The organism is Rossellomorea sp. QJM3NY_18 (genome assembly GCF_056173145.1).
On sequence record NZ_CM149659.1, the window covers coordinates 53853 to 68373 of the forward strand.

Sequence of the window (14521 nt, forward strand, 5' to 3'; positions counted from 1 at the left end):
ATACGAACGTATTTTATATGGTTAAGGACGTATATACCTTCATTATTAATTATTTCAATATAGTTAGAAAAGAGCGATAAACAGATGATTTTGGTTCTGTCACTAAAATAGATAAAATGGAGTGTGACTGTAATTGGAACTCCGTAAATAAAAAATATCCAAAGAAACCATAATATGTAATATGAATGTTACATGAATGTGATGCTTGTCATGCGTTTTTATATTAAACTTATCTTTATTACAAGGAGTGTCTTATATGCTATTTGATACACATGTTCATTTGAATGCTGAACAATTTGACGAAGATCTGGAGGAGGTATTGTCAAGGGCAAGAGAAGCTGGAGTCGAAAAAATGGTGGTTGTCGGCTTTGACCGTCCGACCATTAATCGGGCCATGGAACTCATTGGTCAATATGATTTTCTATATGCCGCAATCGGATGGCATCCAGTGGATGCAATTGATATGAATGATGAGGATTTAGCTTGGATAGAAGAACTCTCACAACACCCTAAAGTAGTGGCGATAGGGGAAATGGGACTTGACTATCATTGGGATAAATCCCCCAAGGATGTTCAAAAAGAAGTATTCCGAAAACAGATTCAACTAGCTAAGAAAGTAAAACTCCCGATCGTTATACACAACCGTGAAGCTACACAGGATATAGTGGATATTCTCAGGGAAGAAGGAGCGGAGGAAGTCGGAGGGATCATGCACTGCTTCAGTGGAAGTCCTGAAATCGCTCAAGAATGTGTCGAAATGAATTTCTATATTTCCCTTGGAGGTCCCTTAACGTTTAAGAATGCCAAGAAACCAAAAGATGTGGCCAAAGAAATCCCGCTTGAGAAGCTTCTGATTGAAACCGATTGTCCTTATCTCGCCCCACATCCATATAGAGGGAAGAGAAATGAACCGGCTTACGTGAAGCTTGTAGCGGAACAAATCGCTGAACTGAAAGAAGTGTCTATAGAGGAAGTAGAGAAGGTTACAACGGAAAATGCAATGAAATTATTCAACATAAATTGACATCAGATATTGTCGAGAATTGAGAGAGCTTGTCCAAATAGTAAATCAAAACAAAAAGTTCTACATAGGAACACTGTTTCATAGGATAAACGTGTCGATAACTCTCTCTTTTCTTTTTCTTGCATTTTCTGCATAATATGTTTTGTGTTCCCTGGGTTGCAATATTTTGCTAGATTAGGTTAGAAGTAGTAAGGGTTGACAGTCACTGGATAACTCTATATAATCACTCCGAGAAAAGGAGGCGTTTTTCATGAACTTTAAAGCCATGAAAAGCCTGTTTTCCAAGTCTTTGAGTCGAAGGAAATGGATTGTTACAATCGGAACTATCGTAACATCGGCAGCTGTATTCGGAATTCTTTTTTATGAAGGATCCAAGAACACTGTAGCATTGACCTTAGACGGCGAGCAAAAAGAGATTAGGACGCATGCAAACACGATTCAAGATATATTAAAAGAATTAGAGATTTCACCCCGCTCAGAAGACTATTTGTACCCCTCGGGGAATACGAAGGTTTCAAATAACATGAATATTGTTTGGGAACCGGCAAAACAGGTAGGAATAGCAGTAGGAGGCCAGGAGAAAAAAATCTGGACGACTGCTGACACAGTTAAAGAGTTACTCTCCGAAAATGAAATTCAGGTAGGAGAGCATGATAAGGTCCAACCCGGCTTATCAGAAAAAGTCACAGGGAACATGAATGTAAAGATTGATACCGCATTTCCACTTAAGCTTGTAAACGGTGGAAAACAGCAAAATGTATGGTCTACTTCGACTACGGTCGCTGACTTTTTAAAGCAACAAGGAATTACACTAAAAGATTCAGACCGTGTTGAACCAAGTTTAGACAAAGTTGTTAAAGCTAATGATGTCGTAAATGTCGTTCGAGTTGAAAAAGTCACCGATGTAGTGGAAGAGACAAAGAATTTCACCGTTATTTCCAAGAAGGACTCCGGCCTTTCAAAAGGAAATGAGAAAGTCGTTCAAGAAGGCAAAAACGGAAAAATTGAAAAGAAGTATGAAATCGTAAAAGAGAATGGCAAAGAGGTTTCCAGAAAATTAGTGAGTGAAAAAGTCGTGGAAGAAAGTCAGGATAAAATCGTCAATGTCGGAACAAAGGTTTTAGTGGCCCAGGTTTCACGTGGACGTTCATCATCCTCATCATCCAGTGCAGAAGCTTCAGCCGCTCCTAGTGGTGGTCGGGAATTCTATGTCAGTTCTACTGCGTACACAGCTTCTTGTAATGGATGCTCCGGCCATACGGCTACAGGCATTAATCTAAAATCGAATCCCAATGTAAAAGTGATCGCAGTCGATCCTTCGGTTATTCCTTTAGGTTCAAAGGTTTATGTGGAAGGCTATGGATATGCAGTTGCGGCAGATACAGGCGGAGCAATTAAAGGGAATAAAATTGATGTATTCTTCTCATCCAAATCAGACGCTTATCGTTGGGGAAGAAAAACCATCAAAGTGAAAATATTGAACTAAGAGCAGGGTGTTTTCCTGCTTTTTTTTAATTCTCGGTTAAAACCGTTATAATAGCTTTAGGTCTTCATTTATTAGACGAATTGAAATGCAAAAATGTTTCAACTTTTTTGGAGGAATTATGAAAATAAAAGAAATCATTGTAGTGGAAGGGAAGGATGATACGGTAGCCATTCAGCGTGCCGTCAATGCAGATACGATCGAAACGAATGGTTCTGCGGTGTCTCCTGCTACTATAGAGAAAATCAAGCACGCCCAGGAAAAAAGGGGCGTTATCATATTTACGGATCCCGATTATCCGGGCGAACGAATTCGAAAGATAGTGAGTGAAGCGGTACCCGGATGCAAGCATGCCTTTGTACATAAGAAAGACGCGCTGCCGAAATCAGGCAGGGGGATAGGTGTCGAACATGCAAGCCCAGACGTTATAAGGGAGTCCTTGAAGGAAGCTCATTTGTTGGATGTCGATCAGGCAGAAATTATTTCAAGAGAAGATCTGATCGATGCCGGTTTAATTGGAAGCCCTCAGTCAAAAGACAGAAGAATAGCCCTTGGTGAGAAGCTTAGAATCGGATACACGAATGGAAAACAACTGCAGAAACGATTACGGATGTTTAATATTCAAAAAGAAGAGTTCAAAAAAGCGTTAATGGAAATCATTCAGGAGGAAGAACATGCATAAAGATATTGCAACCCCGATACGAACGAAGGAAATCCTTACAAAGTACGGCTTTTCGTTTAAGAAAAGTCTTGGCCAGAATTTTTTAATTGATCCCAATATTTTAAGGAACATAACGGAATATGCAGGGCTATCCGAGAAAACGGCCGCTATTGAAGTGGGACCTGGAATCGGAGCACTGACAGAACACCTTGCCCGTACTTCAGGAAAGGTTGTAGCCTTTGAAATCGATCAGCGGCTGATCCCGATACTCGGTGACACCCTGTCTCCTTATGATAATGTGAAGATAATAAATGAAGATATCCTGGAGGCGGACGTTGAAGCGATCATAAACGAAGAATTTGAAGGATTCGATGATATTATGGTGGTAGCCAATCTTCCGTATTACGTCACCACACCCATCATCCTGAAATTATTGATGGAGCGTCTCCCGATCAGGGGAATATGCGTCATGCTTCAGAAGGAAGTAGGGGACCGTATTTCGGCTCAGCCGGGGACAAAGGCATATGGATCACTATCCATCGCCATTCAGTACTATACAGAGGCTGAGATGGTCATGACTGTCCCGAAAACGGTCTTTATGCCCCAACCGAATGTAGACTCTGCCGTCATCCGTCTAACGAAGCGTGAGAAGCCTCCTGTAGACGTCATCAGTGAAGACTTCTTTTTTACCGTTACACGTTCGTCCTTCGCTCAGAGAAGAAAGACGATCTTGAATAACTTAACGAGTCAGTTGCCTCAAGGGAAAGAAAAGAAAGAGTTGATCCTGGATGCTTTATCTGCAGCCGGCATCGAACCTACCCGCCGGGGAGAGACACTGACGATACAAGAATTCGGCCGATTAAGCGATGAGCTGTACCCGAATTTCAAATAAAGCAAGGATGGATGGCTAAACGTGAATGCGCGTTTAGCCATTTTTTTGTATATGTAAACTGAATAATCGATTCCCATTTTGTTGACACCGAATATTCCGGGAATGCATAGGTTATCACAGGGAATATTTACTTAAAGGATGATAAGGAAAGGCTGGAGAAGGGCAGATGCTTACCCTCCTCGGCTTGTTGATTTCCTATTTTGTTTTATCAACGAATGTTTAGCCCATGGGAGTGACTGATGTGAATATCGAAATCAATGATGTCGTAGGTCGCCTTTCATATCGATGTGATATTTTATTCAGGGTAATAGATATCCGCATGATAGATGGTCAAAAAACGGCAGTACTATATGGTGAAGATTTTCGATTAATAGCGGATGCTCCTTTTCATGATTTGAAGAAGATGGACCCTAGAGAACAGGACCGCATCACACAGGAGTTTCGTTCGAAAGAAGAACAATCCCTGGACCTGTTCCGCCAGGATATAGAGCTTCTCAAGTATAAGCAGGAGTACAGGGTAACAAATGCTTATCGAGACGATTACAACTATTTCCAAGTCCCGGGGAAAGTGCTTCATCTTGATGGAGATCCCAGCTATTTAAGAAAATGCCTAGATCTTTATGAGAAAATTGGTGTCCCGGTAAAAGGCGTCCACTGCAGCGAAACAGAGATGCCTAACCAAATCGGGTCACTTATCGATAAATATAGACCGAATATTATTGTACTGACAGGACACGATGCATACTCCAAGTCGAAAGGGGCCAAAGCGGATATCAATGCTTACCGCCATTCGAAATACTTTGTTCAGGCAGTAAGAGAGGCCCGCAGTAAATCCCCCCACCTCGATCAGCTTGTAATCTTTGCCGGCGCTTGTCAATCCCACTTTGAATCCCTGATTCATGCAGGTGCCAACTTTGCGAGTTCCCCTTCGAGAGTCAATATCCATGCCCTGGATCCCGTTTATATCGTGGCAAAGATCTGCTTCACCGGATTTAAAGATTCGGTGAATGTCTGGGATGTCATACGCAATACCCTCACCGGAGACAAAGGATTGGGTGGAATCGAGACAAAAGGTGTTCTTCGGACGGGAATGCCATACAAAATAACCGAAGAAGAATAGGGAAGGTTCGACAAAACCTATGAAGACCTTGCAATTTATGCATAAATTGCAAGGTCTTTTTCACTTTGATGGTTCATATACTGGTTGGGTGGTGGTTTTTTAGCCTTGCCGGGCCTGGGCAAGCCGCCTCCGCTTTTAGTGTTATCCAGCTCCAGGGCTTAGAGGCTCGAGGTCATAAGCCAAACCTGCCAAAAAGGCAAAGAGCGCCTTTCCGGCAGGCTCGTCTTATGCTTGTCGCCTCTGGGCATAGCCCTTCCGCTTTTAGAGTTATCCAGCTCCGGCGGCTAGTCCCTCGAGGTCATAAGCTAAATGGTCCAAGAAGGCAAAGAACGCCTTCTCAGCCCATTCATCTTATGCTTGTCGGGCCTGGGCAAGCCGCCTCCGCTTTTAGTGTTATCCAGCTCCGGCGGCTAGTCCCTCGAGGTCATAAGCTAAATGGTCCAAGAAGGCAAAGAACGCCTTCTCAGCCCATTCATCTTATGCTTGTCGGGCCTGGGCGAGCCGCCTCCGCTTTTAGTGTTTACATAATTTTTCAATCTTTGGGGAATGTTAGGGTTGTAGAAAAAACGTACTTTTTGTTGAATAAAATATATTGACAGGTGTTCATGATTCTTGTTAAAATAAGAAATTTATTTGACTAAAATTACATAATGTGTTATATTTAATAACAGTGAGGTGGAAGCGAAATGCCAAAAACATTAGCCGACATTAAAAGGTCCCTTGATTCTAATTTGGGGAAACGTTTAATGCTTAAAGCAAACGGTGGACGTCGAAAAACAATTGAGCGTTCAGGTGTTCTATCCGAAACGTATCCTTCTGTTTTCGTGGTTCAACTGGATCAAGAAGAGAATGCGTTCGAACGAGTTTCTTACAGCTATGCAGATGTTCTCACTGAGACAGTTCAATTAACATTTTATGATGAAGCAACAGGAAATCTCATCTTTAGCCAGCAGTAGACATTCGTTTACTGCTTTTTTATTTGTTTGAAAATACATGTTTTGCATAATATCTACCGTTATTTTTTGACCTCCCATGCACATACTAACGATGTGGTGCATGTAAAGGAGGTAGACAATGGGTAGAAGAAGAGGAATCATGTCTGATCAATTAAAAGAAGAAATCGCTCAGGAATTAGGGTTCTACGATGTTGTTCAGAAGGATGGCTGGGGCGGGATCACGTCCCGGGACGCAGGGAATCTGGTAAAGCGTGCAGTCGAGCGCGCAAGCCGGCAGCTGTCCCAAAATCATCCATACTAACTCGTTTTACACATATGGATTATATCTTTTATCAGTACCATATACAAAGGGTCGCCTAAAAAGTGTCATGCTTTTCCGGCGGCCTTTGTTTATAAAGGGCACACCATCTTTCCTATCAGTACTTTACGTGATAAAATAACATACTTATATGAGTATGTTTAGAAGTTAACACTCTCTATTAATAAGTGTATGATACAATATAACAAAGAGTATTGGTAAGAAGGTGATGATATGAGGTTATTAGTAAAGGCGCCGGCAAAAATTAACCTATCACTTGATGTTTTACATAAACGTTCAGATGGTTACCATGAAGTTGAGATGGTTATGACGACAATCGATTTAGCGGATAGAATTGAACTGACGAATCTTTCAGACGATACGATCAAAATTCTTTCTCACAATCGATTTGTGCCGGATGATGGAAGAAACCTTGCCTATCAGGCTGCACATCTGCTGAAAGAGAAACTGAACATCAAGAAGGGTGTAGCCATTTCCATCGACAAAGTGATCCCTGTTGCTGCAGGGTTGGCAGGGGGAAGCAGCGATGCAGCCGCGACGTTGAAAGGGCTGAATCGTTTATGGGATTTAGGTCTTAGTATGGACGAACTGGCAGAGCTCGGTGCAGAAATCGGTTCAGATGTGTCCTTCTGTGTTTACGGAGGCACAGCTTTAGCGTCGGGAAGAGGAGAGAAAATCAAACATCTACCTGCTCCACCGAATTGCTGGGTGATCCTGGCAAAACCGACGATAGGAGTTTCAACAGCGGATGTGTATAAGAATCTGGATTTGAAAAACATACAACATCCGGATACCAACGCAATGGTTTCAGCTTTAGAACATGGGAATTATCACGATATTTGCTCCAATCTCGGGAATGTACTTGAATCGGTTACATTGGATATGCATCCGGAAGTATCCCAGATTAAAGATCAGATGGAGCGGTTTGGTGCCGATGCCGTTCTGATGAGCGGAAGCGGCCCGACAGTATATGGATTGGTGCAATATGAATCAAGACTTCATCGAATCTACAATGGTTTAAGAGGGTTTTGTGATCAAGTTTTCGCAGTGCGCATGCTTGGAGATTAAGAGCTCTTGCCGAAATCCGTATATTAATGATATATTTACATTATAATATTCGGATTCAGGAGGTTTCTTTGGTGAAATTTAAGCGTAGCGAACGATTGATTGATATGACGCACTATTTATTAGAACGGCCCCACCAACTTGTTCCCTTGACTTTTTTCTCTGAACGGTACGGTTCTGCCAAGTCTTCTATCAGTGAAGACTTGACGATTGTAAAGGAAACATTTGAGGGAAGGGGTGTCGGGACGGTCCAAACGGTTCCCGGGGCAGCAGGCGGAGTAAAATATGTACCAAAGGTAAACAGTCAGGAAGCGAAGGCTATGATTGAAGAGCTTTGTGTTCAATTGGAAAGCTCCGATCGTCTTTTACCTGGCGGATACCTTTATATGACTGACCTGCTTGGTAATCCTCAGCTGATGAAGAGTGTCGGGAAATTACTGGCATCTGCATTTGCTGAAAAAGATATTGATGTCATTATGACAGTGGCAACGAAGGGAATCCCGATTGCCAATGCGATTGCCTCATATTTGAATGTTCCAGTGGTTATTGTCAGACGGGACAGTCGTGTAACTGAAGGATCGACAGTGAGCATCAATTATGTGTCCGGTTCATCGAAGAGAATCCAATCCATGGTTCTTTCTAAAAGAAGTTTGAAGGAAGGGTCTAAAGTATTGGTAGTCGATGATTTCATGAAGGCGGGCGGAACCATCAATGGGATGAAAAACCTGTTGGAAGAGTTTTCTGCTACCTTGTCGGGAATCGGGGTTTTGGTAGAATCCAATAGCTTGGACGGTCGACTGGTAGATGATTATGTTTCATTGTTAAAATTGTCTGATGTAAATGAAAAGGATAAACAGATTTCCTTGACGGAAGGGAATTATTTTCAATCCGATCTAACATTTTTACCATAAGGGGAGGCATCTACTATGCGTGTAGTTTCAACTAAGGAAGCACCAGCAGCAATTGGGCCATATTCACAAGGGATCGTCGTAAATAATTTGTTCTATAGTTCAGGACAAATCCCATTAACGCCTGAGGGTTCAATGATTGAAGGAGATGTAATGGAACAGACGCATCAAGTGTTCCGTAATCTTCAAGCCGTATTATCGGAAGCTGGGGCAACATTTGAAACAGTAGTCAAAGCAACGGTCTTCATCAAGGATATGAATGATTTCGGGGCGATCAATGAAGTGTATGGGGAATATTTCAGCAACCACAAGCCAGCCCGTTCTTGTGTGGAAGTAGCCCGGCTACCTAAAGATGCCCAGGTTGAAATTGAAGTAATCGCACTCGTGAAGTAATCTTCACGGGTGTTTTTTTGTATCAAAAAGAAGTATAGTTCAAACGAAATAGAAAAAAGATGTGAAAAATAAAATTTTTCAAAAAATTTTACAATTTAAGAAGGAATATCTAAATAATTCGTTGAATACATAGAGTAGATTTCATCTAGGGAAAAAGGTGGTGAACAGAATGGAAGTAACAGACGTAAGATTACGCCGAGTAAACACCGACGGTCGCATGAGAGCTATCGCATCTATTACGCTGGATAATGAATTTGTTGTTCATGACATTCGCGTTATTGATGGGAACAATGGCTTATTTGTAGCGATGCCAAGTAAGCGGACTCCGGATGGAGAATTCCGTGATATTGCTCATCCAATCAATTCGGGTACCCGCGGCAAGATTCAAGATGCCGTTTTAGCTGAGTACCATCGTTTAGGAGAGCTGGAAGAAGTTGAGTTAGAAGAAGCTGGGGCTTCCTAATAGGATCTATAGCATCAAGAGCCTACTTTTGTAAGGCTCTTTTTTTTGTCTTTTTAAAGCCCCTTTTAAAAAATTGGTTCTTACGTTTTTTGTATACCCAGGCTTATAGAATGGCGAAACCTCTAAATAAACATTTTTTGGGTTTTGTGGTAAAGAAAATTCGACAAGGGTTTTGGGATGGGAAATGGATAAAGCTGAACGAAGTACGATTATAACAGCTCCGGCGTCTAGTCCCTCGAGGTCATAAGTCAAATCAACCAAAAATGCAAAGAACGCCTTTCCGATCAATTCATCTTATGCTTGTCGGGCCTGAGCAAGCCGCCTCCGCTTTTCGTTTGTCCAGCTCCAGGGGCTTGGGGCTCGAGGTCATAACCAAGGAACCCAAAAAGGCAAAGAACGCCTTTCCGGGTTCCTCGTCTTATGCTTGTCGCCCCAGTGCGAGCCCCTTCCGCTTTTCGAGGTGTCCAGCTCCGGCGGCTAGAGGCTCGAGGTCATAAGTCAAACCTCCCAAAAAGGCAAAGGACGCCTTTCCGGCAGGTCCGCCTTATGCTTGTCGCCTCTGAGCGAGCCGCCTCCGCTTTTCTGTTTGTCCAGCTCCGGCGGCTAGTCCCTCGAGGTCCAGCTCCAGGGGCTTGGGGCTCGAGGTCATAAGCCAAGGAACCCAAAAAGGCAAAGAACGCCTTTCCGGGTTCCTCGTCTTATGCTTGTCGCCCCAGTGCGAGCCCCTTCCGCTTTTCGAATTGTCCAGCTCCGGCGGCTAGTCCCTCGAGGTCATAAGTCAAATCAACCAAAAAGGCAAAGGGCGCCTTTCCGGTTGATTCGCCTTATGCTTGTCGGGCCTGAGCAAGCCGCCTCCGCTTTTCTGATGTCAAATATATGTACTTTTATATGAATCCTTGAAATGGTAGAGTTTTTAGGATATATTCGTTATGGATAAAAAGGTTATTGGAGGACCAAAAATGACAAATCGATATGCCGTTATACTAGCTGCTGGACAAGGTACGAGAATGAAGTCGAAGCTTTATAAAGTTCTTCATCCTGTGTGTGGCAAGCCGATGGTGGAACATGTGGTCGACCAAATTTCAACACTACATATAGAGAAGACTGTCACAATCATCGGTCATGGGGCTGAGCTTGTGAAGTCGCATTTAGAAGGCAAGAGTGATTTCGCTCTTCAGGCTGAGCAATTAGGAACAGCTCATGCTTTGATGCAGTCTGAAGATGTCCTGGGTGACTTGGAAGGAACGACTTTAGTGGTATGTGGGGATACGCCGCTCATTAAAGGAGAGACGATGGAAGCACTGGTGCAGCATCATGAAGGACAAGGTGCCAAAGCGACCATTTTGACGGGTCATACGGAATCCCCTGATGGATACGGACGGATCATCCGCAATCAGGATGGTTTAGTGGAACGCATTGTGGAACATAAGGATGCAAGTGAAGAAGAACGAAGCGTGAAAGAAATTAATACCGGAACGTATTGTTTTGATAATAAAGCGTTATTCGATGCCCTGAAGAAGGTTTCGAATGATAACGTGCAAGGTGAATATTATTTGCCGGATGTCATTGAGATCCTTCAATCGGAAGGTGAAATCGTCAGTGCATACCAGACAGGTGACTTTGATGAGACGCTTGGTGTCAACGATCGCGTCGCCCTTTCTCAAGCAGAGATCACAATGAAAAAGCGCATCAATGAATTCCATATGCGCAATGGTGTAACGATCAAAGATCCAAACAATACGTATATCGATGCAGATGTAACGATCGGAAGAGATACCGTGATCCTGCCTGGCACAGTGCTTCAAGGCAGCACATCAATCGGTGAAGATGCCATGATCGGACCGAACTCAGAGGTGAAGGATTGTCAGATCGGGGACCGTACAGTCTTGAAGCAGTCTGTGGCTCATGACAGTTCGATCGGTGCGGATGTTCAAATTGGGCCATTTGCTCATATTCGCCCTGCTTCTACCATTGAAGATGAAGTGAAGATCGGTAACTTTGTAGAAATCAAGAAAGCAACATTCGGTAAAGCGAGTAAGGCCTCACATTTAAGCTACATTGGTGATGCTGAAGTGGGACGTGACGTCAACATCGGGTGTGGATCGATCACAGTGAACTATGATGGGAAGAATAAGCACCTGACAAGGATTGAAGACGGCGTATTTGTAGGCTGCAATTCTAATCTGGTTGCCCCTGTCAACGTAGGGAAAGGTGCATACATTGCTGCTGGTTCTACCATTACTGAGGATGTTCCCGGTGAGTCTCTTTCCATTGCGAGAGCTCGCCAAGTAAATAAAGAAAATTATGTTCAAAATCTAAATCATAAGAAATAATGGGAGGTCCACAATGCCAAACTCTTATATTAATTCCAAGTTGAAAATCTTCTCTCTTAATTCAAACTACCATCTTGCAAAGGAAATTGCTGATGAAGTAGGAGTGGATTTAGGTAAATCGTCCGTTAAACGTTTCAGTGACGGTGAAATCCAAATCAACATCGAAGAAAGTATCCGTGGTTGTGACGTATTTGTCATTCAATCAACTTGTCAGCCGGTAAATGAAAACCTGATGGAGCTTCTGATCATGGTGGATGCCCTGAAACGTGCTTCTGCCAAGACGATTAATATCGTGATGCCTTACTATGGTTATGCCCGTCAAGACCGTAAAGCAAGAGCACGTGAGCCGATCACAGCTAAATTAGTGGCGAACCTTTTAGAAACAGCCGGCGCTACACGTGTCATCACACTGGATCTGCACGCTCCTCAAATTCAAGGTTTCTTCGATATCCTGATCGATCATCTCATGGGTGTGCCGATCTTGGCGGATTACTTTGAAGAGAGAGGATTCAATACGGAGGATCTTGTTATCGTATCCCCGGACCATGGAGGGGTTACTAGAGCACGTAAGCTTGCAGAACGTCTGAAAGCGCCTATCGCGATCATTGATAAGCGTCGTCCGAAGCCGAATGTGGCAGAGGTTATGAACATCGTCGGTAATATCGACGGGAAAATCGCGATCTTGATCGATGATATCATTGATACCGCTGGCACGATTACACTCGCAGCGAATGCATTAGTTGAAAACGGAGCGAAGGAAGTTTTTGCTTGCTGTACGCACCCGGTTCTTTCAGGTCCTGCCATCGAGCGCATCGAAAACTCCAATATTAAAGAACTGGTTGTAACGAACTCCATCCCACTGGGTGAAGAGAAAATGATCGGTAAAGTGAAATCCCTGTCAGTGGCTCCTTTGATCAGCGAAGCGATCATCCGCATCTATGAGCAACAATCTGTCAGCACGCTTTTCGATTAAGAATTAATATTTGTAGTTTGTGCATAGAAAGGAGAGCTTGTCCCCTTAGTATTGGGGCAAGCTCTTCTTTTTCGTTTTTCCTGCTGCCGTCGTGGAAGCTTCAAACCCCGATCTGTCAACATCCTCGGAGCACTCTTCTTGTAGTGAATTGATTTTTCTATGTTTATTTCAAATCACATTAGGGTAATTACTATATATAGAACTTTAACTAACATAAAAGATTAGGGAAGGTGTTGGATTAGACATGGCAACAGAATTAAAAGCAAATACGAGGAAAGATTTTAAACGATCTTCATTAACAAAGCTGAGACATGAGGGGAATATCCCTGGAGTCGTGTACGGCTACAAAGCAGATAATACATCAATTATGGTAGATGCCATTACATTTATTAAAACGATTCGCGAAGTCGGAAGAAACGGAATCATTTCATTAAACGTAGATGGCAATAAACAAAACGTCATTTTAAGTGATTACCAGCAGGATCACCTGAAGGATGCCGTCACACATGTTGATTTCCTTGCTGTGAATATGTCAGAAGAGATTGATGCGGATGTTCGTATCGAACTTGTAGGAGAAGCAGCAGGCGTGAAAGACGGTGGCGTCATGCAGCAGCCATTGCATGAGGTATCTGTAACAGCCAAACCGAAGGATATCCCGGAATCTATCGAAGTAGATGTAACCGAGCTCCAAGTAGGAGAAACGGTAACAATCAGCGATATCCGCGATAAGTACAGTGTTACTCTTAATGAAGAGGATGACCGTACCATTGCTTCGATTCTTGCTCCAAGACAAGAAGAAGAAATCGACAGCGGTGAAGAGCAGGAAGCTGGCACACCTGAGAATGAAGAAGGAAGAGAATCGGAAGCCAGTGATGAAAGCGAATCGAAGGAAGAGTAAAAAATCAATATTTTTTGGCGTAACCTTTTGCAGGTTGCGCTTTTTACGTTATTCTAGAGGTATATGGTCAGAAGAGGTGTTAGAAATGAAATTAATCGTTGGACTCGGAAATCCGGGATCACAATATGAGAAAACGAGACATAACATCGGTTTCGTTATTATAGATGCATTAGCCGATCGATTGGGCGTTTCGTTGAACCAGTCCAAGTTTAAAGGGGTTTACGGCACATATCATCATAAGGGAGAAAAGGTCGTTCTGTTAAAGCCGCTTACGTATATGAATTTGTCAGGGGAAAGCATTGTCCCCCTGATGGATTATTTTGAAATTGAAGATGAAGATTTACTTGTCATTTATGATGACCTGGACTTACCTGTAGGAAAATTAAGATTAAGGCAAAAGGGAAGTGCCGGGGGGCATAATGGCATTAAATCGACCATTGCCCATTTAGGTTCCCAGCAATTTAATCGCCTGCGGGTGGGCATCGACCGTCCGACCAATGGAATGAGCGTCCCGGATTATGTCCTGGGTAAATTTTCGAAGGAAGAGCAGCCGGAACTGGATAAAGCCATTTCTTCTAGCGTGGAAGCATGTGAAACCTGGTTGGATAAACCATTCCTTGAGGTCATGAATAAATTCAACTGACCGTGTCATATAATGAATTTCCAGGGTTCCTTCATCATCAATCCTTTAACCGGTTTGAATAACTCCCTTCTAACAGGTTCATACTAACAGTATAAATGTGTATGGAGGGAAAGATATGGCGATCCATTACCAGTGTCGGCATTGCGGAACAAATGTTGGGACCCTTTCAAATGTATCCGTGCATTCCGATCAGCTCGGGATTCATATGCTGACAGATGAAGAACGGTTACATATGGTTCACTATCAGGACAACGGGGACATCCAAGTGAAAACGATCTGTGAAGATTGTCAGGAGAGCCTGGAGAGAAATCCGGACTACCATGAATTAGATCATATCATTCAGTAAGAACGCTTTGGTGAAGAGCCAAAGCATTTTTCTGTTTATACTTT

General features: G+C 43.0%; 16 protein-coding genes. All 16 read left to right on the plus strand.

Annotated features, from left to right (window positions below; translation table 11 throughout):
* Positions 1-256 precede the first annotated feature (256 nt).
* The 16 genes from AC0VXY_RS00275 (at position 257) to AC0VXY_RS00350 (ending at position 14477) form a co-directional block, all read left to right on the plus strand.
* The gene (locus AC0VXY_RS00275; protein ID WP_475526582.1) at positions 257-1024 is read left to right on the plus strand and encodes a TatD family hydrolase; all 768 of its coding nucleotides are present in this window, start codon (positions 257-259) and stop codon (positions 1022-1024) included.
* A 250-nt stretch (positions 1025-1274) separates the two neighbouring features.
* Positions 1275-2510: a ubiquitin-like domain-containing protein gene (locus tag AC0VXY_RS00280; RefSeq protein ID WP_475526583.1), complete on the plus strand. Its 1236-nt coding sequence runs from the start codon at positions 1275-1277 to the stop codon at positions 2508-2510.
* 118 nt (positions 2511-2628) lie between these two features.
* Positions 2629-3189, plus strand: coding sequence for a ribonuclease M5 (gene rnmV, locus AC0VXY_RS00285; RefSeq protein ID WP_475526584.1), 561 nt, complete (start codon positions 2629-2631; stop codon positions 3187-3189).
* Positions 3182-4060, plus strand: coding sequence for a 16S rRNA (adenine(1518)-N(6)/adenine(1519)-N(6))-dimethyltransferase RsmA (gene rsmA, locus AC0VXY_RS00290; RefSeq protein WP_475526585.1), 879 nt, complete (start codon positions 3182-3184; stop codon positions 4058-4060). The genes rnmV and rsmA overlap by 8 nt, the downstream gene beginning before the upstream one ends.
* Positions 4061-4286: 226 nt before the next feature.
* The gene (yabG, locus tag AC0VXY_RS00295; protein ID WP_475526586.1) at positions 4287-5180 is read left to right on the plus strand and encodes a sporulation peptidase YabG; all 894 of its coding nucleotides are present in this window, start codon (positions 4287-4289) and stop codon (positions 5178-5180) included.
* A gap of 686 nt (positions 5181-5866) precedes the next feature.
* Entirely contained in the window at positions 5867-6136 is a 270-nt protein-coding gene (gene veg / locus AC0VXY_RS00300) for a biofilm formation stimulator Veg (protein WP_435994317.1), read from the plus strand.
* A gap of 118 nt (positions 6137-6254) precedes the next feature.
* A complete protein-coding gene (locus AC0VXY_RS00305) occupies positions 6255-6437 on the plus strand; it encodes a small, acid-soluble spore protein, alpha/beta type (RefSeq protein WP_475526587.1) in 183 nt (60 codons plus the stop codon).
* A gap of 231 nt (positions 6438-6668) precedes the next feature.
* The gene (gene ispE / locus AC0VXY_RS00310) at positions 6669-7523 is read left to right on the plus strand and encodes a 4-(cytidine 5'-diphospho)-2-C-methyl-D-erythritol kinase (protein ID WP_435994313.1); all 855 of its coding nucleotides are present in this window, start codon (positions 6669-6671) and stop codon (positions 7521-7523) included.
* Between the two features lie 71 nt (positions 7524-7594).
* A complete protein-coding gene (gene purR / locus AC0VXY_RS00315) occupies positions 7595-8431 on the plus strand; it encodes a pur operon repressor (RefSeq protein ID WP_435994311.1) in 837 nt (278 codons plus the stop codon).
* Between the two features lie 15 nt (positions 8432-8446).
* Positions 8447-8821: a RidA family protein gene (locus AC0VXY_RS00320; RefSeq protein WP_435994309.1), complete on the plus strand. Its 375-nt coding sequence runs from the start codon at positions 8447-8449 to the stop codon at positions 8819-8821.
* A 169-nt stretch (positions 8822-8990) separates the two neighbouring features.
* On the plus strand, positions 8991-9284 hold the full coding sequence (spoVG, locus tag AC0VXY_RS00325) for a septation regulator SpoVG (RefSeq protein WP_032085215.1): 294 nt from the start codon (positions 8991-8993) through the stop codon (positions 9282-9284).
* A 959-nt stretch (positions 9285-10243) separates the two neighbouring features.
* Positions 10244-11617: a bifunctional UDP-N-acetylglucosamine diphosphorylase/glucosamine-1-phosphate N-acetyltransferase GlmU gene (glmU, locus tag AC0VXY_RS00330; RefSeq protein WP_475526588.1), complete on the plus strand. Its 1374-nt coding sequence runs from the start codon at positions 10244-10246 to the stop codon at positions 11615-11617.
* Between the two features lie 13 nt (positions 11618-11630).
* Complete coding sequence (locus tag AC0VXY_RS00335; RefSeq protein ID WP_435994305.1) at positions 11631-12590, plus strand: ribose-phosphate diphosphokinase; 960 nt, start codon at positions 11631-11633, stop codon at positions 12588-12590.
* A 244-nt stretch (positions 12591-12834) separates the two neighbouring features.
* Positions 12835-13488, plus strand: coding sequence for a 50S ribosomal protein L25/general stress protein Ctc (locus AC0VXY_RS00340; protein ID WP_435994303.1), 654 nt, complete (start codon positions 12835-12837; stop codon positions 13486-13488).
* 85 nt (positions 13489-13573) lie between these two features.
* Complete coding sequence (gene pth, locus AC0VXY_RS00345; protein ID WP_034762974.1) at positions 13574-14131, plus strand: aminoacyl-tRNA hydrolase; 558 nt, start codon at positions 13574-13576, stop codon at positions 14129-14131.
* 115 nt (positions 14132-14246) lie between these two features.
* A complete protein-coding gene (locus AC0VXY_RS00350; RefSeq protein WP_435994299.1) occupies positions 14247-14477 on the plus strand; it encodes an anti-sigma-F factor Fin family protein in 231 nt (76 codons plus the stop codon).
* Positions 14478-14521 lie beyond the last annotated feature (44 nt).

Excerpts from the sequence above, each read along its gene's own strand:
- AC0VXY_RS00275 (WP_475526582.1), top strand. The coding sequence starts at position 257 with ATGCTATTTGATACACATGTTCATTTGAATGCTGAACAATTTGACGAA.
- AC0VXY_RS00280 (WP_475526583.1), top strand. The coding sequence starts at position 1,275 with ATGAACTTTAAAGCCATGAAAAGCCTGTTTTCCAAGTCTTTGAGTCGA.
- rnmV (WP_475526584.1), top strand. The coding sequence starts at position 2,629 with ATGAAAATAAAAGAAATCATTGTAGTGGAAGGGAAGGATGATACGGTA.
- rsmA (WP_475526585.1), top strand. The coding sequence starts at position 3,182 with ATGCATAAAGATATTGCAACCCCGATACGAACGAAGGAAATCCTTACA.
- yabG (WP_475526586.1), top strand. The coding sequence starts at position 4,287 with ATGGGAGTGACTGATGTGAATATCGAAATCAATGATGTCGTAGGTCGC.
- veg (WP_435994317.1), top strand. The coding sequence starts at position 5,867 with ATGCCAAAAACATTAGCCGACATTAAAAGGTCCCTTGATTCTAATTTG.
- AC0VXY_RS00305 (WP_475526587.1), top strand. The coding sequence starts at position 6,255 with ATGGGTAGAAGAAGAGGAATCATGTCTGATCAATTAAAAGAAGAAATC.
- ispE (WP_435994313.1), top strand. The coding sequence starts at position 6,669 with ATGAGGTTATTAGTAAAGGCGCCGGCAAAAATTAACCTATCACTTGAT.
- AC0VXY_RS00320 (WP_435994309.1), top strand. The coding sequence starts at position 8,447 with ATGCGTGTAGTTTCAACTAAGGAAGCACCAGCAGCAATTGGGCCATAT.
- spoVG (WP_032085215.1), top strand. The coding sequence starts at position 8,991 with ATGGAAGTAACAGACGTAAGATTACGCCGAGTAAACACCGACGGTCGC.
- glmU (WP_475526588.1), top strand. The coding sequence starts at position 10,244 with ATGACAAATCGATATGCCGTTATACTAGCTGCTGGACAAGGTACGAGA.
- AC0VXY_RS00335 (WP_435994305.1), top strand. The coding sequence starts at position 11,631 with ATGCCAAACTCTTATATTAATTCCAAGTTGAAAATCTTCTCTCTTAAT.
- AC0VXY_RS00340 (WP_435994303.1), top strand. The coding sequence starts at position 12,835 with ATGGCAACAGAATTAAAAGCAAATACGAGGAAAGATTTTAAACGATCT.
- pth (WP_034762974.1), top strand. The coding sequence starts at position 13,574 with ATGAAATTAATCGTTGGACTCGGAAATCCGGGATCACAATATGAGAAA.
- AC0VXY_RS00350 (WP_435994299.1), top strand. The coding sequence starts at position 14,247 with ATGGCGATCCATTACCAGTGTCGGCATTGCGGAACAAATGTTGGGACC.